The 23,677-nt window shown below is 68.4% G+C and carries 1 protein-coding gene (cut by a window edge); it reads right to left on the bottom strand.

What is annotated here, in order from left to right; translation table 11 throughout:
• Nucleotides 1-23,677: the 5' portion of a WXG100-like domain-containing protein gene (locus ACFSXZ_RS09595; protein ID WP_378263491.1), read on the bottom strand. The gene continues 23,432 nt to the left of window position 1, outside the view; 23,677 of the gene's 47,109 nt are visible here — the first part of the coding sequence; its start codon is at nucleotides 23,675-23,677; its stop codon lies off the left edge, out of view.

The raw sequence follows: 23,677 nt of genomic DNA, 5'->3' as shown, positions 1-23,677 counted from the left end.
CCGGAGCATAGTCGGCGAAGGGCGCGGGGGCGTCCCGCGTCACGAAGGCGAACACCTGTGCGGATCGTGCCCGGATCTCCCCCAGGTTCGGCACATCGCGAATCAGCGTCGTGAGGTCGGCGTTCTCCGGCAACCGCGTCCCCGGCCCGTACCGGTCGATCACCGCGTCGGTGTCGTCGACGATCGGGAACCGGCTGTTGATGAACCGACCATCCGGCGTCATCGGAATCCCGTAGACTTCGCCCAGTTCGGCCAGCACCGCCGGGTCGGCCGCCTGCCGGCCGGTCTGCAGGCCGGTGATCCGGACCCGCTTTCCGCCGTCCTGAACGGCGTAGACCTCCAGCTTCATCACCACGCCAGTGCCGTCGCGCAGATACCCCATCATCACGCTGGACGACCCGGCGTCGCCCTTCGCCAGCCGGGTCACCAGCGCGGCCAGGCCGCGGAGCCCGCGGCCGAACGATTCCGGTTGGTACACCTCGGTAAGCGGTGCCAGCACGTCGGCCAAGCCCGGTATGTCGTCCACCGTGGCCAGAAGCCCCGTTTTCGCCAGTGGTGCGCCAGGCAGCCCCGTCAGCAAGGCCGCGACACGATCCGCGCCCCCGCGCCGGCGTCCCACGAAGCCTTCGTTCGCGAGGTAGGTCACCGCATGGACCGCGCCCGCCGGAACGCTATCGACGACGTCCCCATCCGAATCCCGCAGCCGGACCCCGTCCTCGTCGCTGTGTGCCCGGAACACCTCGCCGTCGGCGATCAGCACAGCCCAGGAATCGGGGTGTTCGGTGAGCACCTTGGCAACCGGCTTCGGCAGGCCGTCCTCATCCGACCGGGTCCCGGCGGAGTACACCTCCGGAATTTCGGCTCTCAGCCTGGCCTGGATCGTGGACGGCGCGTCCGCGATCAACTCTTCCAGGTCGCGGACCCCGGTCATCGCCCCCAGTTCGAGGCTCCGCTCGGCGTCCGCGATCGCCACCCAGTCCACATCGGACAGCAGGGAACCCAGTACCGCCACCGCGTCGGAACGCTCCCGGTCCCGGGCGCCGGACCGCGGGCTGCGGCCCGTCGTGACCGGCAGCGGTGAAAGACCGGCAGCGGGCAACGGTGAATGACCGGTGGCGGGCAACGGCGAGGGACGGCCGACCGGCAGCGGAGACGGGCCGCCCACCGGCAACGGCGAAGCGTCCTCCGCCGACGGCACCAAGGGCAGGCCGCTCGGCCCGGCGAACACCCCATAGACAGTGGACAAGCCCTGGTCGATTTCCGGGCGATAATGCAGGCCGGTCTGGTCGACCTCGTAGAAGTCGATGATCTGCGGTGCTTCGGGCCGAGGCCAGGCAAACCAAACGGAGTACACCGGCCCTGTCGCGTCGGGCCGGTGGCCGAACAGGACCGCCGCCGACCCCCGACCGCCGGTACGCAGCATCGAGCGGGTCAGCATGGCAGCGAATGCCGGATCGCCCAGCCTTCTTGGGGGACGAACCATCGTGTTTTCCATCGGATCGACCGCGTTGTCCGGTGACCACAGGTTTTCCCTCATCCATTCGTTGTCCCGCCACGGCTCCATGAACGCGGGCACTTCGTTGACCATCGTACGAAACGCCATCTCGATGGACGCGCGATCGAAGCCGGTGATCCACCTCGTGAGCGATCGCATCGAGACCGGCGGCGAACCTGGCATCACGTCCAGGAGCGCGTCGATCGAGTTCACCGACCCGGACGCGAAAGGTACCTCTTTGCCGGAGATGTCCCGCACCGTCGCGTACACCCGGCCGAGGTCTCTGATCGCGTCGGCACGTGCCCAGGTCGCAGTGTTCTTGCCGTCGAACATTTCGACCCGGCCGCGACCGCGGTTGACCAGCCGGTAGGCACGGCCCCGCGCTCCCCATACCGGGTAGGTGATCACCTCCGCGGTCACGGGCAGCGGTCGCGCGGCCAGGCCGATGGTGTTCCGCAGTTCGTTGGCGGTGTCCTCCGGTAGCAACGGCACCAGGGTGATGACGTGCTGCAACGCCTGCGCGGTCGCGGGAGGTTGCCCGGCCACCAAGTCCAAAACGTGCCGCAGCGCCCCTGCGGTGGCCGACCTCGAAGCCAGCCCGATGATATTGCCCATCGCCGGCGTGAACCCGGGTTGCGCGGCCATGATGGCGACGGCCCCCTGCGCGTCCGTGAAATGCGGCGGCTGCCCGCTCAGCATTTCCATGACCGGTTGCCACGCCTGCGCGGCCCCACCGGGTTGCGCCGCCACCGATTCGATGGCGGTCCCCAACGCTTCCACGAACGCCGGCGGCGCCGCGGCAACCAGGTTCACGACCTGCCGCAGCGTCTCGACGGTCACCAGCGGCAGCGCACCCACCACGCCCGCGACCTGGTGCAGCGCCTGTACGATCTCCAGCTCTTCCGGATCCAGGGTGTCGACGACCTGCTGCAGTGCCTCCGCGATGGCGGCCCCTCGCGCGGCGGCCAGCTCGACGACATACCGCACCGCCGCCGTGATCTCCTGCGGTTGCTCGCCCACCAGGCCGATGGCCCGCTGCACCGCCGATTCGATCGGATCCGCTTGCGCGGCCACCAGCTCGATGACATTTTCCAGCGCCTCCTGGCCGAACCCGGCGAACCGCGGCACGTGGAAGGGTTCGGTATTGTTCCTGCCGCCCAGGGCGATCTCGATACCGCCGACATCGGTGATCTCGTCGAGGTATTCGCCGCGAGCGAATTCGACGCCCGGTGGGTGTGCCATGCTCTGCTTCGCGGCCGCGTCCGCGAACGGGAACCCGTCGTCGATCAGCCTGCCGTCCGTGGCATTCGCCGATATCCACACGGTGCCGGTGACATCGGCGAATTCGCCCGCCCAGTTGTCCTCCGGAACGAGGCGGCCGGTCTCGGTGCCGTCCTCGAAATAGAGTTCGGTCGACCGGGCATCCCGCAGCATCGTCCACACGCGATACTCGCCGTCGCGACGGCCCATGACCACGACGGAAGCCGGAACGCCTCCGGCCTCCAGTCTTCCCTCGAGCGCGCCCGGCACGTCGGTGTGGTGGACGAGTACCTCCGGGAAGAACGGCAATGGCCCGAAGGCGCGAGGGCCGTGGAAATTCTCCACCCGGTCCAGCGCCCTCGGCAGGTGCCGGACATCGGTGATCTCTTCCCGCGCGGTCGCCGTGGTGTGAGCCGACGCGGTCCACGTGCTCCCCTCGAGCATCGCCGTGATGTCGTTGTCGAGACCGAAGATCGCGGTGGTCTGCGCGGCCAGGCTCTGACTCGGGTCGGCTTGCGGCAGCTGGGAAAGCCGCGTCGGGTCACCCGGTGCGGGAAGTGCGAACACCTCGTCGTTTTCGCCGATCCGGAGATGCCAGTCCGGTATCGGTTCGCCGGTGACCGGGTGCTGCACGACCGCTTCACCGTTGACCTGGGCCACGTTGAAGGCACGGCCGAGGCCGGTCTGCCGGGAATAGACCGCCACGACGGCATCCCCGCCGCCCTCGGCGAGCGCGACGTGCCGCAGGACCCGGCCCATCCCAGCGTGACCGGTGCCGACCGGGACCGCGACGAACGCGTTCGTCCGGGCGGCGTGTCCGTTGCGCCGGAGATGCCGGTCGAAGGCACGGTCGAGATGCAGCACATCCGGCAGCCGGTGGAGCAGGGCAGGGTGCGGAACCGGATTTCCCCCCGATTCCGCGCGCAACTGCCGCATCCGGTTCGGGAACGGCTCGCTGAGCACACCGTGCCTATTCACGCCCCGGACCGGAATCGCCAGAATCCTTTGGTACCCGTTGAAATCCGACCACGGGTCGTCGACCGCCTTGAGGACACCGTCGATCTCGATCATGCCGTCCGGGTTACGCGTCATCAGCCACGTACGGCCACGGGCCCGCACATCGCCGGTGTAGCCGATCAACAGCACGGACGCCTTCTCACGCGGGTCGACCGTCGAGATCCAGCGTTCGGCGTCGGCCGGGCCGCCCTCTCCGGGTGCGGTGGCCTGCGGCCCTCGGAAGGCCGAATCCGGGCCCAGCGCGTGAAGATCGGTACGCGCGTCATGCGCGATGCGCGCGGCGGACTCGTCGGACTCGTCCTGAGGCTCGTCTGCCCGGTGGTACCTGGCCTGCTGGGCGAGTTTCGTCTCGAAGTCGTCCGCATCGCGAACCGAGTCCGCAATGGACACTCGTTCGGCCGGAGCGATCCCCAGTGTGGCGTTTTCGACCAACGCCATCGCGTCGTTCTCGTGCGGGAAAGAGCGGCCGATGTACGAACCGGACAGCGTCATCGGGATCGCCCACAAATGCCCCGTGACGGTGAAGTCCTTCTGCGTCATGCCGGGGCTGTGCCCGCCTGGGGTGGGGGCGGCGTTCATGATCCCCGCGGGATCGTCGAAAAACTCGGCGTCGTCTTCGCCGAGGGTCAGCAGCCAGGTACGTCCGACCTGCCCGTTGCTCGAGACGTCGAACACGACCGCGGTCGATCCCGCGCCTCCGCGCTGGAGCCGGGAGAGCAGCCGCGCCACCGCGTTACCCTGGCCGAACCACTCCGGAGGATCGGCGGGGAACTGTCCCCGCTGGGTATCGAGACGTTGCGCCCAATAGTCGGCGATTTTGTTCCGGTACGCCAGGACTTCGTGGATCCCGCGCATGTTCCCGAGCACGGGTGCGAACCCGTGAACCGGAACGTCGTCGTCGGGCGACATCATCCTGCCCAGGAATGCTTCTCCGGCCGGCGATTCCCCGGCCATCGGCGCATCCGCGTCGTCACTCGATCGCTCGTCCCAGTCCGGATTTCCACCCTGGAGGCCGGTCTCTTCCTCCTCTTCCTCATCCCGCGGCGCACGCTCGACCGCGGCCATCTTTGCCGCGAGGCTTTCCGTGAGGGTCCTGTTCCCGCTGTTCGCGGTGGCAGCGGCGATGATCGTGAGATTGTCGACGACAGAGGAAGGCAGGTCGGCGATCGCGGTCTTCGCCTCGACGGCCGCCAAACCGGCGCCGATGAGGCGCCGGTCGCGGATCACACCGGCCGTCGCCGGGTCAGCGCGCAAGGCATCGGCGTAGTCGTCGATGTCCTCCGGTGTCTCCAGGTTCCGGCCTGGGGCGACTCCGGTGCGCAGGCCGCGCGCGAGCGCGTAGGCGACGCTGTCCTCGACCGAGGCGCCACCGGCCCTGCGCACGGCGAGCGTGACGACCTCGGCGACCGCCGCCCCGCTGTAATCACGGCCGGTGAACTTGTCCCGGTCGTGGCGATTGCGCACCGCGGCCCGCGCCCGGTTCACGATTTCTTCGGGTGCTTCACCGGCAGCCAGTGCTTCGTCCACGGCCCGGTCGAAGTTCTCCTCCGTCCACCCCAGTTGCAGCTCCCGGGAGATCTCGGCGACCAGGGTGCGTGCCTCGGCGGTCCTCCTCCCGAGCGGTCCCGGAGCGGCCAGTGCCTCGACGGCCAGTGCGATCAGCCCATCTCGCAAGCCTTCCGTTCGATCCAGTTCTGGCCCGGCGGCGTGGCGCAGGACGATTTGCAGTGCCGGTTCACGGAATTGCTCGAACAGCTCCGGGTCCAGGCTTTCCGACGCCCGGGCGCCGTAGGTGACCACGCGGTCGTCCGTCCACAGTGAAATCCGGGTGAGCGCGTGCACGGTGTCTTCGACGGTGCCCCAGCCCGGCCTCAGCTCGGCCCCCGCCGCGACCCGGACCACGTCCTCCTCGGCGAGGCCCAGCCGGTCCAGCATGGCCCGGTTGGCCGCCACCGCGGTGCGTGCGCGTCCGACGAGGTCGTCGCTGATCTCGGTGAGAAGCGGTGCATACGCCAGAGCGCCACGGAACCGGCCGCGGGTCCACCCCGTTCCGAGTTTCCGCATGAGGATGAACGACATCGCCTCCGCGGCCTCGATCCTCTCCGCGTCAGTGCCCGGAGTGACGAGCGCGGTGAAGGCGACCATATCGGTGACGTACTCGGTCAGATTGTCGTTCACGAGCGTGCCCCGATGATGGAACCGGTCGATCGCCGGTGTCCACGGCGCCACCGTCGCGGCGTTGTCCTCCGCCAGTTCCGGCAGGCCGCCCCGGGCGAACTCGGACTCGACCACCAGACGGTCCCGGGTCAACTCTGCGTTCAACAAGGCCGGAACCAGGAGGTCGGGCCGGTGCTCATTGGCGGTTCGGAGCAGGATGGGTAACCAGGGACTCTTCGTCGTCGTGCCGAGGTTCGACGCCGCGACCTGGGACAGCGTGAACACCGACCAGACCAGGTCCGGGGTTGCCCGGTTCGCATGACGTATCAGGACGTATTCGAGCCTCTGCCTCAGATCCTCCCCGAGTTTTTCCGTATCGTGCGTGACCGCGATCACGGCCTTCACGAAGGTCGACAGCCGCAGGAAGGTCGGGTAGTCGGTCTCCTCCAGTTCGTCCACCCGCTCTTTGGCGACCAAGTACCGTTTCTGGAGGCGCGAACTCCGCCATGCCTTCATGACCGGATCCGCGGACGTGCTCTCGCTCGCGTCCACCACCGATGGCGCGGGCGTCCCCGGCCGGCTCGGCCCCGGTGTGGAGAGCGGGGTGTCCAGGAGGAGATCGTCGAGCTCGTCCATAAGGGACGGTTCGGGCGTGGATCTTGGCGTGGAGGCGGGTGTGGTCGCCGTCGGGGTCGTCGCGGGTGCGGTGACCGCGGGCGTGGCCGTTTCCGGTGCGGCGCCGGGCATGCCGCGGACGGATACGAGGTCGATGTCGCCGAGACTGAGCGGCGTGCGAGACGCCGGTTCGGCACTCAACCCCCGGAAGATCGCACGGGCCGCGGCGTGCGGCAGTAACCGGCCTGCCGGGAACAGGGCGATGACCTTGGCGACCTGCGCGGGCGTGATGTCCTTGTTCCGCAGCTCGGCGAAATCGACGTTGGCGGCCACGGCCTGGTCGATCCGGGCCCGCAGTTCCGGGTCGTGGATGTCCTCCGCCTCGCTCAGGGCCTCGTCGAACAGGGCTTCGTTCCAGCCGCCGTCGAGGAACCGGGAAACCTCCGCCGCCCGATCCCAGACCGGCGTGAGGTTCTGGATGAAATCCCCGTCCGCCAACTCGCCCGCGAGCATGACCGGAAGCGCGAGGTTCAGCTTGTCCTTCTCCAGCTTCAGCGGGCTGAAGTGATACAGCAGGATTTCGGCCGCGACGGCTTCCATCCGTAGCCGGTCGACGCCGGGACGCTTGAGCACCTCTCCGGCGGTCTGAGACCTGAGCACGACCCGGCCCCACGTCCACAAAGGAGCGCGTGCCATCCCCTGGACGACGCGCGCGGCATCGAAAGCGGCGCCGAACCGCAGTGCGAGGTAGGCCGCGACCGGGGCCACCTCATCAGGGGAGAAGTCTCGCTGGCTGAGGTCCGCACGCGAACTCTCGACCACCTTCCGCGCGTCGTCCAGCGGACGCGAGGGCAGTGGCCTCGGATCCGCGCGCATCAGGTCCCGGACATGTTCGAACCCGGCGTGCGACCATCCCATGCCCAGATCGGCGACGATGGCCTCGACATGCTCCCGGATCCGGAGCCGCTGCCGGCGCTGCGAATCGGCCCGCCGCGCGTCCTCGCGCTTCCGCGACTGTTCGGGCGTGTCCTGGGTTTCCCCCTCCGGCGCGGTGGCCTGTGCCTGCCGCCCGGCCTCGATCAGTGCCTCGTCCTGCCCTGTCTGGTGCGCGATGTGCAAGGCGACATCGACCAACGGCTCCAACAGCCCGGCGTCGTGCAGCGCGAGTGGGTTCGCGGCGTAGGAGATCATTTCCATCGCCAACGCCATCATGGGCTCCGCGGGCGCCGCCGCTTGGGTGATCGGCGGCCGGTTCGCCAGTCCCGGCACGACCGCCCGCGCGAACGCCGCGTCCAGAACGAGCCGCTCCGGTGTGAACGTGCTCGACTTCAGCGCGGCGTAAAGGGTTGGCGCGGCGCGTTCCTCGACCTGGACGACGGTCGGCCGCCAGGCGCCCGGCTGCCGGTCGGTGCGCAGAATCAGCGCGAGTTCCGCGGCGGACCGGTAAACCGCGCGCACATCGCCGTCCGATCTCGCGAGGTCTCTCGCGACGAGAACCCGCAGCCCGTCCCGTTGCGCGGGCGTGAGACCCCGGTCCTCCGGCCTGACGACTCGTGCGGGCTTGAGGACGGGTTCCGGGCGCTCGTTCCGTTGCGGCCCTGGGCTTTCGTCCGGCCGGTGAACCGTCGCCACGATCGCGTCCGCAAGCGCGGCGAAGCGCCGCTGGGCTCCGGGAAACGCGTCGTCCAGTTCGGCACGGGCCAGCTTGACCCGGTCGTCGATTTTCAGACCCGCCCAGCTTTCGGCGACCGACCTCGTCAGGGCCGTGCCCTTCGGCGTCTCCATGATGTTGCCGACGACGGCGCGCCCGCCGGTGGAAACCGCGATCGCGTAGAGGTAGCCCAAGTCGTCCCACTCCGACGCGGGCACTTTCCCCAGGGGTCCGCCGGAGTGACCCCGGAGTTCGAACGTGAAATCGTCGCCTTGCCTACCGGGTTCGGACGTGCCATCGTCGCGTCGCCGAACGGGTTCGAGGGTGAACACCCGCCCTCGGGTGTAGGGCGCCTGCGTGCCGTCCGGACGCAGGCCGCCCCCGCGCAGTTCGTACAGCACCGCGGTCGCCCCGGCACGCTCTTCCCGGGTCTGGCCATCGAATGCCCGGAAGACGGCGTCGATCCCGTCCCGGCCGATACCGGTGTAAGCCGGGAAGACCCAGTCGCGATGGGGCAGCGGCTTGATCTCCGGGATTCGCCGGGCGAGCCGGTCACGGACCGCCTTCAGGCGGTCCCACGCGCCGCGGTCGGATACCTCCCCGACTTCCGGCAAGTTGACCTTGGTGGTCTTCGCTTCTTGGACGAGCACGGGCGGCGGCAGGTCCGGTGGCCGCGTGGAGCCCAGAGCGCGGCCCATTTCCTCCGATATCCGTTCGAGAAGCCGGTTACTCGCCACATGCCACGTGTAGGCGACCACCTGGGCGATTTCCCCGACGGATTTGCCCTTGCCGATGATTTCGTCCTTCCGCGCCGTGACCACCGCGCGCGCAAGGGACAGGTCGCCTGGACTGAGGATCGTGCTGCGCGCACGGTGCGAGGTCTGGTCGAAACCGGCCTCCGCCCATCCGGTGTCCAGACCCCGCAGGACAGTGGCGGCCACTTGAGAAATACCGGTCTCGCCTGTGCGCGCGACCGTTCGGACGACGTCGACAACCGTCAGGTCCATCTCGGCCAGCGGACGTTCGTCGTGCCCGTGGGGAACCACCTGGTGCGCCGCGTCCACCCAGGCGTCGTCGACATCGGCGTCCCAGGCGGCCAGCTCGGCCCGCTCGAAGTCGTCGGCCCATCCGGTCCGCAGTCCCTTCGCGATCCGCGCGGAGATCCGGTCGAAGTCGCCGCGACCTCCGGCGTGGTCCCGGACAAGGCCGATCACCTCGGCCACGTCGCCGGGCGAAAAACGCCCGGTGGCAAGCAAATCCGGCGAATGCCGCGGGAGCACCGCCGCGTAGGCGGCGGCGAGGTGCTCGAGGTCGACCGGTGCCAGCCGCGCGCGACGCCGGACCTCGGCGAACTCGTTCGGCGTCCACCCGTTCTCGAGCGCGTCGGCCATCCCCCGGACCACTCCCGAGGCCGGCACCACGTCGCTGACCCTTCCGCTCTTCGTCGGCGCGGCGGACGTCTCCCCGGTCGACGGCCCGGCCGCCTGACCGGTCGTCACCTCGGCCGGGGGCTGGTGGATCCGGCGGCCCCGGACGTAGGCGACGAGCCTGGCCGCGTCTTCGAGCGAAAGACCGGACTCGACGAACACGTCCGGCCGCGCCGCCACCGCCTTGCGGGCGTTCTCCATCGCCCGGTCGGTGATTTTGGCGGCCCGCGCGTGCGCCAGCATGTCCCAGAGGTCCGCTATCCGCCATCCGGTGTCGAACGCCTTGGCGAGGCCGTCGGACACCTGCTCCGCGTCGAGCCAGCTCCACGCGTCGGACAGCGCCGCGACGACGGTGACCATCTGCTCGACCGGGCGCTGCAGGACCCTCGTTATCCGGCCGAGGTTGTGGCGCCGGTACACCGACCGGCGCGCGCTTTCCGTCACCTCGGCGGAGAAGGCCTCGGTTCCCGCCAGGTCGAGCGCGGCCGGGAAGTCGGCGGGTTCCCAGCCGGTGCCGAAAACGCGCGCGAAGTTGTCGGAGATCGCCAGTGCGTTGTCGACCGACTGCTGGTGGCGTCCATCCGGGTGGTACAGCGCGTCGGACAGCAGCCAGAGCGCCGAGGGGCGCAGTGCGTGATTCTGCATCTTCGGATAGCCGTTGCGCGCCAGCAGTACCCAGCTTGCCTGCGCCCCGAGGTGCTCCGCCAACTCGTCCACAGGATCCGATGTGGACGGTGGAGCGACAGCCTCATCGGCCGACGACGCGCGGTCCTGGGGCGCTTCCTCAGCGGGCGCCGCCTGTTTCTGCTGCTCCTTGTGGGCCTTCCGGAGATCTTCCAACCGCTTTTTGTGCCTGATCTCCGCGGCCCTGGCCAAGGCCAGGAACTCGCCCTCGGTCCGGAACGTTCCGCGGGGCCTGACCTCCGGCTCGACACGCGGAGCCGACCAGGCCGGGCTGACCGGCACGACCACCGGAGCCTTGGCGACCGACGGGGCAACCGGCTCCTGCCGTGGCGTTGCGGCGGGCGACTCGGCCCGCCGTGGGGTGGGCGGTAGGGGCCGCTGTGGAGCCTGCTCGACCTGCGGGGTGGGCGGACGCTGTGGGCCCTGCTCGACTTGCGGGGTGGGCGGCAGCGGACGCCGTGGGGCTTCCTCGATCGGGGGAATCGGCGGGGCGACCGGTCGCCTCCGGCGGGGCGTCCGGTTCCTGATCGTCCGCAACAGATCCGACAACTGACTTTGCCGGGGCTTGGAGATGCCGAGGTACTGGCCAAGTCCGTCGGCGATCTGGTCCTCGGTGAGCAGCGATCGGCTCTCCGCCGTGCGGCGGGCGACCCATCCGGCCAGTCCGTCGACCGAATATCGCTTGTCGGTGAGTGCTTTCGGGTCGAGGTTCTTCGTGACGGCGTTGCGTGCCTGGTCGAGCGCTTCCGCCTCGATGTCCGAGACCGGGCCGGACAGATCCTCCCGTGACGGCCCAGTGTCCAGGTCACGCGCCAGCGCCGCGCTGACCCGCACCGCCGCGGTGATCTTCGTGGCCCGATCGCCCGGCGTGGTCACCAAGGTGTAGCCGACGATCGGTACGGGCGTCCCGTCCAGCTCTTGCTCGGCGAGTTCGTCGTCGTTGTGGAAGACGGACACCATGGTCGCCGAGTGCGCCCGCACGGACGCCCGGTCGTCCTTGTCGACGACGAGCGCGGGAAGCCTCACCGACGCCACGCGTGCTTCGTCCTTGGCACGCGATTCGTCCCACCGGAGCCGGCCCAGGCCGGTCGCGAGCGTGATCAGGTGCGCACGCGCGGGCCCGGCGTCGCCCGGAATCAGCTTTTCCGCCGCGAGCAGCGCAAGATTGTGCGCCAGGTCCGCCGGATCGCCCGTTTCCGCGTGGAATTCGTCGTCCACCACGTCCTTGGCCGCCGCCATCCGCCTCGCGTCGGCGCGAACGTCTTCCGGCACCAGCGCCGCGCGTCGCCGGATCGATTCGATCGGGTTCACCGCGACGCCCAGGCCCGTCGTGAGGCCTTCCGCGATGGCTTCTTCGTCGGCACCCGGAGTCCGCTCGGCCACGTGGACCACCACGGTGACCAGGTCGTCGCGGGTGACCCGCACCATCTCGAGCTTGTTCGCGTCGGCGAAGAGGCCGATTGCTTTACTCGCCCGCTTACGCCGCTGGGCTTTCTCCTCGATCGCCTGCTGAGCCCGCTGCTTTTCCAGCTCCTCCTGTTCCTGTCGCGCGGCCGTCTCCTCGGGAGACTCCAGTGGCCTCCGCTGGACCGGCTTTTCCCGCGCCTTGCGTGCCTGCTGGTTCAACGCCTCTTGGGCCGTTTCGAGCGCCCTGGTCAGCTCGGCGCGGAACCCCGCGAGGTTCCACTTGGCGTGCAGATCCTCGGTCATCTCCGCCACCACCCGGCGCTTGTGCCAGGCCCGCGCCTTTTCGTCGTGGTACTCGAGGTCTTCGCGGGCGACTAGACGGCGGGCCGCGCGGTCGACGCCGAGTCCGATCAGTTTGGTGGGATCGGCCGCCCGCATCACGGTTTCCGCCGCGGGAACACCGAGATGCTGCACCGACTCGGTCGTCCCACCCGGCAGACCTTCGACAAACCGGTCCGCCTCCGAGTTCATCGCCTCGACTGTCCACGGTGGAAGCGCCGGGAGTTCGCCGTTCGCCCGCGCGAGAGGCATCGCCACCCGTGCCGCCCGGTGCGGAGCCGGGACGGAACCGGATTCCGTAGCGAGTTCGGCTTGAGCGCTCACCGGTGCCGCTGTTTCGTTCTGTGTCCTGAGGAGACTTTCCAGCCATCGGGAGTACGCGATGGCGGTCTCTTCGCTTTCGTTGTGCTTGGTGGCGACGAGTGTGATGACGTCGTCGGCGAGGACCTCGTCCGGTGGAATTCGCCCGAGGGTGTCGACGATGATCTCGCTCGCGCGCAGTCGCGTGGACGGGTTGCCGTTGTCCGGATTCTCCCGGCGGGCGTCGTCGGCGAGTTGGTGGACGTGGGCGCGGGCGTACCCGGGGTTGACGATTCCGAGATCGCTCGCGACGGCGAAGGTGAGCTCGGTCGCTTCGGCCGATCCCTCGTTGCGAATTTCGTCGACGACGGAGCGGAGTAAAGCGGGCCCGAGACGCAGTTCCCCGACAGTGGCGTTGTCGAAGATTTCCTCGATGTCTTTTCGTGCGGCCGCGACGTTCTCGTCGTCGACCGGCACCTCTTCGACAGTCAAGGCATGACGGGCGATTCTGGGGATGGTCCACCGGGCCTCGTTTTCCTTGTCCGGCCAAGCCATTTCCACTCGCTCCGCGATCACTCCGGCGAACCGGCGAGCCTTGGCGATGTCGACATCGTGGCCCAGCTCGCCGGCGAGGATCGAGATGAAGTGGCCACGGCTCCGGGGCGTCAGTCCTCGCGCGTCGGCCTCGGCCCACATGATGGTCGCCGCCAGGTCGATGCGCCGGTTCCGCTCGGGCTCGGGGAGTCCCTCCAACTCGGCTTCGGTCAGTTCGGCTCGGCCGTCGAGGTTGCTATCGCTGTTCAGTACGGTGTTCCACCGGGCCTCGGCGCTGTCGGCGATGATGATCCGGCCCGCCCCGTCGCGGCCGATGGCATGGACGTCCCCGGCGCCGGGGAGTCCCCATCCTGGAGGCGGCTCTATGTCCTCTCCGTCGTAGTCCTTCAGGCGGATTGTTTGGCCGCGCGGTCGTCCATTGCCTTCGCTGTCGAAGGGTTCGTTGACGACGTGGTAAATGTTGCCCGGTGAGCGGTCGCCGTTGAGCGCGAGTACGGTAGCCCTCGCACCGGCACCGGCTTTGTCGATCTGGTCGCGCACCATGCGCAGGGCCTGCCGACCATAGGCGATTTTCTGCGGTGGCTGGGACCAGGTCGCCTCGCCGGCGATCGGCTGTCCGGTCTCGTATTCCACGGCGGCGAACACTTCGACGGCGTCGATTTCCGTGACGACGTTCTGGAACTCCGGGTGCCACGAGCCGAATCCGAAATGGGCTCTGGCGGTGTCTCTCTGCGCCTCGTTCCACGCGGACTTGGCCCACATCGACGCCTCGTCCCGTGGCCCCGCACCGGGCAACGCCGGACCCCGGAGCGTGCCCCACTGGGCCCCGAACGTCCGGGAAATCTGCACGGCACTCTCCCGCGATCCGCTCGTGTGGAAGCCCACCACGACCTTCAGGAGGGGTTCGTACTTGCCGGTGTCCCGCAGGTCGTCGACCCGATGCGTCTCGGCGATGACGTCCGCCGCGGCGTCCCTGTTGTTCTGGTTTCGCCACAAATGCTCCGGTACCTGCGAGGCCATCTCGTCGACATTGAGTCCCCTCCCTCCTTGCGCCTGTGCCGCCCCTGCCGGTTCCGCCGTAGACGGACCCGCGCTGCCCAGCCGGGTGCGTTTGACGTCCTTTCTCGAACGCCCGGCCGGAGGCGTGGCCCCCGATGCCGGGGACGTGGGCGTGGGGCTCCCCGAGGAGGACGACCGGACCGACATCTTCCGTTTGCCCCAGGTCGATCTCTCCAGATCCAGTAGGGACCCGAGCGCCTGCGCGTAGGCGAGGACGGCGTCCTCGTTGTTCTCATAGGTCCGCCGTGCGGCGACCAGAACGGCCAGAGCATCCGCCTTGTCACGGTCCACACTGGACAACTTGATCGCCTGGGCGAGGATTTCCCAGGCCCGCTTCATCGCTTCGTCTTCTTGGATCAGCGGCAGGACCTGGCGCGTCAACACCGCCCGTTGCTCGACATCCTCCATGGAGCGCAGCCCGGCGAGGATCGGGTCGTCCGGTCGCGGGCCATCCAATGCGGTTCCGAACGCGGTCGCCAGACCATGGGCGATGGCGTTCAGATGGCCCGGCAACTCGGCGTCGACCCGGGCGATCACGGTGGTCATGTGTCTGGGCAGGACGTGCTCGTTCGGGTCACGGCTCAGACGCCCGTTCATGTCGTGCCCGAGAAGTTTGTTCAGATCATGGTTCAGGCCGAGCGCGTCCAGCGCACGGGCCCGGGCCACCGGGCTGAGCTGCGGGCCGAGCCCCCACACCAGCTGCCTGAAGCTCCCCTCGTTCCAGCCGGTTTTCAGGTCCTCCGCGATTTCCATCGACAGCCGCAGGGCGTGTTCACCGTTAGGCGTAGGATCGTGGTACAGGGCATACATGATCACCTGACGGAGGGCGGCGGCCAGTCCAGCGTGATTGCTCAGCGCCGGCCACGCGTGGGTTCGCGCGATGATGTCGTCGGCCCGCCACGCAAGTTCGCTCAGGCGTCGCAAGACGTCCGCGCGTGCCTGGTGGGCTTGCGGATCCTCCGAGTCGGGGTGGACGACCGGCACCCAGGAATCCATGACGCGGCCGACTTCCTCGGCCCGCGCGTACACCGAACCAATCTCCCAGGGCGCTCTCCGCGCCAGCCTCGTCAGCACCGCATCGACATTCAGGGTGTCGTCGTCGCGCTGCATGCCTTCGACCAACCGGACGACATGGTCGATGTCGTATCCCCTGGCTTCAAGGCCCGCCCGGTAGACTCCGACCGTTTGGCGCAACCGCTGGATCGCCCGGCGCGCTCGCTGTGCCATCCGTCCCGTGGCCACCGGAACCCTTTCGGCGGCCGCTTCGAGATCAACGGGGCTCCATTCGGTGAGCGTCAGACGGGCGATCCCGACCGAGGCCCGCCAAACCGCGTCGGCCTTTTCGGCTCTGGTACCCGGCGTCATGACCCAGACGTAAGCCGCGACGTTGTGCGCCTTTTCGCGGATACTGGCGACGCCGCGCGACGGGTTGTGCGCCGACAGGAAAATGCCCTTCATCTCGCGCCGGGCTTCGTCGAGTTCCACGGCCGGCAGTTCCTCGGCCAGGACCGCCACGACGTCGAACTGGGCCTGGCTCCAGGCATCCAGCACCGACGCCGGGTTGTCCACCGCGATACCCGCTTTCTCCGCGACATTGCGAGCGAAATCGAGACCGGCCTCGATACCACCCCTGCTCCACCCGATCTTGTGCGCCACGACCTGCGTCAACTGTTGCCACCGCACGAAGGGGGTGAGCGAGCCTCTCTTGACCGACAGGGCGACCACTGCGCTCGCCTGGTTCATCAGCGTCCGGCTCGGGACGCCGAGCCGATCCAGGTAGGCGACGGCGGCTTTCCGCTGCCCCACGATCTGGAAATCCGCCCAGGCGCCGTCGATGGAGTTCACCGCCACGCCGGACGTCTGCGCCGGCGCGTCAGGAATGGCGCTCGGGGGCGACAGCGACCGTAGCGACGGCAAGGCCACCTCCGCGGACTCCACCGCCCGGCCGGCGTCCGACAACGGAGTGGCCGACCGCCCTCGCGGCGACCCGGAACGCGACCGCCGACGCGACCCCGGCCGCGAACCCTCCGGTGAGGCGGACCGCGACCGCCGCGGCGACGGGGAGCGCGAAGGAAACTCCTCGTCCTCGTCCCTAGTGCGGTGCGCCGGCGAGCCGGCGGGGTCGTGCGCAAAAGCCGGGTCGACATTGCCGACCAGCACCGTGCCGTCGGTGGCGACGCCGACCGCGCTCAGATTGAGCCCGAGTTTGTCTTCCAGGAGCACCAAAAGACCAGAGGCGATCAGGACCAGCCCCTCCTGTTCATCGATAGGGGCGGCGTCCGGCCTGCCGAGGTTCCGCAGCTTGACTTTGAGGTTCCCGAACTTGTCGAGGCGCTCCAAGTTGCCCAGTTCCAACGTCGGGGCGAAGCGTTTCAGCGCCTCATCTTCCTCGTGCGTGAGGCCGAAGCCGTCCAGCAACGTTCGCTCATCAGGGGTGAGCTTGAATCGCTCCAGCGATGCTTCGTCGGCCGGGGTGAGCTCTTCGGCTCTCTGCATTTTTTCTTTGACAGACGTGAGGCCGTGGCTTTCCAGCAACGCATCCTCATCCGGCGTAAGCTCCTCACTGCCCACCGCCTTGCGCAGGACGGCCGCGATCGCCTGCTCGACCAGCACCTTTTCTTTAATGGACGTGAGGCCCTGACTGTCCAGCGCCGCATGCTCATCCGGCGTAAGCCCGACACCGTCGAGCAGCTTTGCCTTGATGGGCCTGAGGTCGCGGCCGTTCAGCAGCTTGACCCTGATGGGCGCGAAGTCGTGGACCTCTGCGTAGTGCGTTTCCAGGAGCGGCAGAAGACCAAAGCCGCGCAGGAGACCCACCTCATGGTTGGTGAGAGGGCCAATGTCCGGCCTGCCGAGGTTCCGCAGCTTGGCCTTGAGGTTCCCCCAATTGTCGAGCATCTTCAAGTTGCCCGGGGCGAACATCGGGGCGAAGCGTTTCAGCGCCGCCTCTTCCTCGTGCGTGAGGCCGAAGCCGTCCAACAGCGTTAGCTCATCAGGGGTGGGCTTGTGCCGGTTCAGCGATGCTTCGTCGGCTGGGGTGAGCTCTTCGGCTCTCTGCATTTTTTCTTTGACAGACGTGAGGCCGTGGCTTTCCAGCAACGCATCCTCATCCGGCGTAAGCTCCTCACTGCCCACCGCCTTGCGCAGGACGGCCGCGATCGCCTGCTCGACCAGCACCTTTTCCTTGATGGACGTGAGGCCCTGGCCGTCCAGCGCCGCATGCTCATCCGGCGTAAGCCCGACACCGTTGAGCAGCTTCTCCTTGATGGGCCTGAGGTCGCGGCCGTTCAGCAGCTTGACCCTGATGGGCGCGAAGTCGTAGACCGCCAGCATGTCTTCCTCGTGACGCGTCAGGCTGGTCCCATCGCCCTTCGTGACCTGCGCCTTCCCGTCGCGCAGGCGCACCTGGAGTGCGAGTTCGTAAGATTCCCTTCCGATGGCCTGGCCCACCACGGTCGCGGTCGGAAAGACGCCGAGGGGGTCGCCGCGGAGCGTGGCCACGACAGAGTCCAGGCCATCGCGGCCTTTCCCGACAGGTTGGAAATCCGGCTCGTAACCTCGCTGAAGCTGCTTGGCCTCTTTCTTCTTGGCCGCGAGCCTCTCGTCGTGCGCCGACTCCACTACGAACGGTGGCAGCGGGCCCACCACGATCTTGGAGTTCTTCGCCGCCGCCCGCCGGCGGCTTCTCCCCTGCCACTCGAGGGCCCCCTTGGCATCGCTGTGCTCGACCTTGGTCCGTCCGCGCTTGGTCGCACCCGAGATGTCCGCCTGAGAACTCGCCGCGGACGCCCCAGCGGATTCCCCGGTGGATTCCCCGGTGGACGCCTCTGCGGGTTTCCACACCTGCCTCGGGGAAGGAGCGTCGCTTTTCAGAGAGTCCAGATAACGCCCGATTCCATCGGCGAGATGCTCGACGCCGAGTACGCCATAAGTTTCCTTCGTGTGGTATTCGACCCATCCGGCGATATCGCTGGTGGTCAGGCTGTGACTGGACAACGCGTCCGCGTCGAGGAAAGCGGTGGCTGCGGCGGAGGACTCGTCCGAAGATGCGTAGTCGTGCATGTCGTCCGGGTCCCACCCGATCTCCAGATCACGGCCGATGTCCACGGCGACCCGGATTCCGGCGGCCACCTTGACGTCCTTGTCGCCGCGAGTGTTCAGCATGGTGTACTGGATGACCGGCTTGATCCATTTGCTCAGCGACACCTCTTCGACCGAGCCGGTTGTCTCGTCCTGGACCTCGATCTCCAGGTCCTCGTCGTAGAACGTGTCCACGATGCTGTCCGTGATCGATTCGAGCAGTTCCCGCTCCGGGCCATCCTCGATATCCTCGACCTCCGACCGGGCCAGGTCTCCCTCATCCTCCAGCCGCGCCTGGTTCCACTTGAGGCGGCCCAGCCGGATCGCGTGCGTGATCACGGCTTCCCATGCCTCGTCCTGCCTCGTGTCGGACTCGTCGTCGGTCACGTGTTCCGCCACCACCAGGCGAAGGTTTTCACGCAGTTCCGCGTCGTCGCGGGACGGCCGGTACCACTCCGTCAGCAGCATTTCGGCCTTGGCCTGCCGGTTCACGTCGCCGCGGACCGCGGCCGGCACCCGCGCGGCCAGTCGCGCGACGTGTTCGGCCGGTGTCACGCCACTGCCCAGCCCGTACGCCATCCCTTCCGCGATGGCCACTTCGTATTCGCCGCCGATCATGCTCGAGACAAACGCGACCGCGGTGATCATGTCGTCGCGGCCGACGGGCGGAGTCCGTGCCGGATCGTCGAAATCGAAGAAAAGGTCGATGGCATCACCCGCCCGTCGCCGGCGGATAGCCGCTGCGGCGGCTCGCGCGCCCGCGGTCGCCGCCCACTGGGCATCGCTCAGGTTGCCCGGCTTTTCCTCCGGCCGCCGGGACAACTCGAGCGTCCCGTTGATCAACCGCGAATTCCACTCGGTTCGCAGATCCTTTTGCATCTGCTCGGAGATCCCCCACGCATGCACCAGTTTCGCCGTGCGGTGGTCCCGCCGGTGGATTTCCCGGCCGATCAGGCCGCGGGTATGACCAGCCACGCCAAATGTGTTCACCCGGCCCGGATTGTGCCGGCGGAGGAACATCCGCCACACCGTTCCCGTGAGTTCTTCGATGCGCGAAAGCGCGTTCCCCAAATCCCTGACGAATTCGTCCGCCTCGGATTTGATGCGGTTGGGGCGCCATCGCCGAGCGGACGGCAATTGCGGCACGTCCGCTTCCGCCCTTTCCGGTGTCGCCCCCTCCGATGCCGGTCCGCCCGGTGCGTGCCTTTCCGGCGCCGGGGTGTCTTCCCGCAAGGACTGGGCGGTCGCCCGCGGCGGCACGGATCTTGGCAGCGAAGCTGCGGCAGGCCGGGGCGACGCCGGGGCTTCCCGCGGCCTAGCCGCGGCAGGCCGGGGCGACGGCGGGGCCTCCTGCGGCCTGGCATCGCGCCCGGCGCCCAGTGCGTTCGCGATGCCCAGGGCTACGGCGCCCGCCATCTGGGAGTCGTTGTTTCCGAGTTTCGCCAGGATGTACGCGAGCACGGCGACCGCGTCGCCGACGGTGTAGCCCTGGCCGGCGAGCTTGTCCGTGTCGAGATTCTCCGTCACGGCGCGTTCGGCCAGTGCGATCCACGGCGCGCCGGGCGAGCCGGCCTCCCGCGCCAGCCGGCGCAGTTCGGCGAACCTCTGCCGTGTCCATCCCGTGCCCAAGTCCACGGCAAGGTCGCGGGCAGTGGCGCGGGCAGCCTGCAGCTTCTTCGCCGCATCGGGCTCGTCGCTCGACAGATTGTCCCGGACCACGGCGACCACGCGGGCGTCGACCCCGGGGCCGGCTTCCCGGAGTGCCAACGGCTCGTGAAACGTCAAGGTCTCGAAGACGGCGTCGCCATGGGCGACCCCGGTACCGTCGGGATCGGACTTCTGCTTCGAAACGAACACTCGATTCGCGGCTTCGGACTTCTCCGCCAGGCCGATCGGCGTCCATAATGGACTGTCAGGCGGGTGCTCCGGGCGACGGCGGGCTCCCAGCAGCGCTCCGAGCCGACGCACATATCCGGTCGTCCGGTCCGGGTCGCCGGGCCGCCATTGGGAGGCGACAAGCTTGACCACCTCCTGGGACACCACGAGGTTCCGCAACCGGCCGACCCAGAGTTCGCGGTCCACGATCGGCGCCACCGCCCGCAGAGCCCGGTCGGTCGCCTGTACCTTTGCCGCCTCATCGCGGACGTACTGCGCGGCCCATCGCGGCTGCGCGGCGTGAAGGTCGATCGCGATCTGTGACGCGAGTGCGCGCATGGCCTTCAGCCGGGCCTGCCAGTCGCTCTCCTTGGCTTGATCCTTCAGCTCGTCGACCAGCAGCCGCCGCACTCCTTCGTCCAGGAAGAGCGAGGCCAGCGCGCGTTCGTCGAAGATCTCTGTCATGCTGTGGCCGACCGCGGCCACATCCAGGTCGTCCGCGCCGTATTCGTCGAGTGGCGGGAGGCGTAACGCGCGGTAGCCGATCCGCCTGCCGTTCCACGGCGCGTTCTCGTCCCGGTCCTCGTCCGGCCACTCCAGTTTGAGCGTCTTCGCGACGTCATCCGCGCGCCGGCCGGCGCGGGCGATGGCTTCGCCGGACGGGCCGGCGCCGGCGGTCTCCCCGGCGACCGGACGCAGGTCGTGCGAGATCATCCGGATGTGAAACTCCCGCGCGCCCGGGGCCAGCGATCGCACGTCGATGGCGGCCCACATGATGGCCGCGGCCGTTCGCGTATACAAGGCCCTCTGCGCCGGAGAAAGCGCGTTCACAAAGTCGGTCGCGGCGGTCACCCGCTCGTCGTATCCCGCCGAGTTCCATCGGGCGGTGAGGGAATCCGCGATGATGGAACGGCCATCCGCGGTGTACCCGAGGGCGTGGATCTCCGCGTCGTCGTCGATGTCATCGACGTCGACGATTTCGTTGCCATCGAAGCTCTTCAGCACGGGCTTGCCCGCATCGTCCGGCACGATGTGCAGCAGCATGCCCGGCCGCCCGTTGTCCAGCACGAACAGGATCGCGGTCGCGTCCATCCCGCCGGTCTTCAGCAGCCGGTTGCCCAGCGCGCGCACCGCGCCGGGCCCGACGCCGATCTCTTCCGGCACATGGCTTCCGAAAAACGCGCGGGGGTTCAGGCCCGCGGGCACCGCGGCCTGGTGTCGTCGAGCAAGAATGCCCAACCCGGTGAAGACGTGCTGGGCGAAGATTCTCGTCGCCAGTTGCCGGAACCGCGGCGACCACGCGGTGCCGCCATACCGGTCGTTCGCCATCGCTGTCTGCTGCTGGGTCCAGTACGTGACATCGTCGCCGGGCGCACCGCCGCGCCCGCCCCCCGACCGGCGAGTGCCCAGCTCATCCGCGAACCGCCGCGACAACACCTCGGCACTGTCCGGGTTGCCTTCCCGCGTGACCGCCACAATGGCGAGGACCTTGTCGTACTTTCCCGTCTCCCGCAGTTCGGGCTTCTCGCGCAGCTTGCGCACATTGTGCGTCTTGGCGAGGATGTCTTCCGCGGCCTTCCGACGGCTCGGATCACGCAACAGCCGCTCGGCCAGTTCGGCCACCTCGCCCGCCATCGCGTCGATATTCAGCCGCGACTCCGTCTTGCCACGTTCGTTCGCCGGCCCGGTGGACTCGGTTTTCGCGGTGGAGGGCCCAGACTCGCCGGATTGATCCGACGCCGCGACCTCTTGCGGTGCGTTCTTCACGCGCCGGGAAGTCTCGGGCATCTCCGGCGGGGTCACCTTCGGCCGCACCGAATCGGCGGCCGACTCCGGTGTCAGTGCTCGTCCGCGCCGCCGTGGCCGGGGCGACGCGGGCCCCGCCCCGGATCCGGTTCGCGAGTTCAGGGCGCCGGGCGACCCGGTACGCGGTAGCGTGCCGCCGCCTGCCAGGTTCGCCGGTTCGTTCCCACCCGGCTCGAACGGGTCCGGAGGCGGGACCCCGTCGTGCCAGACGACCGTCAACCGTGGACGCGGGCCGTGGCCGTCGAGCAGGTTCGCGGCGTCACTCTCGGACCGATCGGTGTCGCCGTGGACGCTTTGCCCATCACCGTTCGACGAACCCGAGTCCCGATCACCCTCCCCGAGCACGCTCGCGGAATCACTCTCAGACCGGTTGCCATCCCCCAGGACACTGTCCCGATCGACCTCCGACCAATTCGAACCCGGATCACCCTCCCCCTGCACACTCCCCTGACCGTCATCCGACCACGGCGACTCCCAGTCAAAACCGCCGTGAGCGGACATCTCCGGGAGCGGAGTACGTGCTCCGGTCTCCGGCACGGCCGTGATGGCCCCGGAATCCCCTGCGGTATCCGGGAGACCGGGCGGCGGCGCATTCCAGTCGCGGGACGGTGGAGCGACGCCACCGATGTAGGGGTCCGGGATGGAAACACTCTTGTACTTCGGGCCGCCGTCCTGGGCGGGGCCGTCCACCCTGGCCCGGTAGGAACTCCCGCCGTTCCGGTCCGGGACGCCAGAACTCGCGGCGTGCCCGTTTCCGTTGCCGTTTCCGTTGGAGGACGGTGGTAGCCCCCGCTCGTCGTAGGGGGCCGGGATGGCGACCTCGCCGTAGTCACCACCGCCGTCGTCGGCCGGACCATTGCCCCCGGAGGGGCCACGGGTGTGTTCGGGGGGCGGCATCGTCGGGTCGCCGAGCACGGTGTGCCCGGGCCCCATTTTCCGCGACTCACGCTGCCCCGCATGCAACACCGCGGCAAGCACGGCGGCCTTCGCCGCTTTGCGCAGGGTGTAGCCCATCATCTTGCCCGAAACCCGCGCCACACCCGACGAAGCACCGGCGGTGAAGTCGGCCCAGGTCGAGAATTCGTGCGCGATGATCAAATTCGCGAACCCCGCCGTGAATCCCTCGTGGACCGATTGCTCCAGGATATGCATCAGTCCATGGGAGAACGCCACATGCCAGTCGTGCCCACGCGCCGCCAGCATGAAAGCCTGGTCCAGCTTCACGGCCAGCGCGTGCCCGGCCCAATGACCGGCCATGGACGAGAACGGCGCTATGAAACCACCCACCGCGCCGGTGATCGCGGCGTTGTCGATGTACTCCTTGTTCCACCCGTGCCGGTTTCCCTGCAGGATCTGAATCTCCTGCGCGACGGCCACCACCCCGATCTGGTTGCCCATACTCATCGTCATCGCGATCAGGAACCCGCGGCCCTTCTGGACCGCCTGCCCCAGCAACCAGAACCGGGTGTTCATCCAGAACATCAAACTGTCGATGACATTCCGCACCATCTCGATCCGCGGCCCCAGCCACGCCATCACCGTCGGGCCCAGGAAGGCCTCCATCGCGGCGGCCCACGCCATTTCGGCCTCCAGCATAGCCAGCTGCAGGACGATGACGTACTTCATGTACTCGACATCGAGCGCCAACTGGCGCAGGATCTCCGCGATCTCACGGAAGAACGCGGCCGCCGAATCGATATAGTTGTCGCTGCCCTCCACGAACGGAGCCATCACCGCGGCAAACGCCGCCTCGGCCTCGCCGGAGAACGTCGACCGGGTCGTCGCCACCGCGCTCCGCAACTGTGGACCCATTTCGTGCTGCAGCCGGTTCGCGGCCGCGTCCCACGCATCCGCCAAAGCGCGCAGGAAATCCTCGTTCGCGTCCGGAAACTCATCACCCGTCAGGAAGCGAAACAAGAAACGAATGTCGTCGTCGACCGTGATGGCCAT

It is taken from the genome of Amycolatopsis pigmentata (genome assembly GCF_042684065.1).
GTDB lineage: Bacteria > Actinomycetota > Actinomycetes > Mycobacteriales > Pseudonocardiaceae > Amycolatopsis_E > Amycolatopsis_E pigmentata.
Note: the sequence above shows the minus strand (reverse complement) of the source record. Positions and strands in the feature narration are given on the sequence as shown.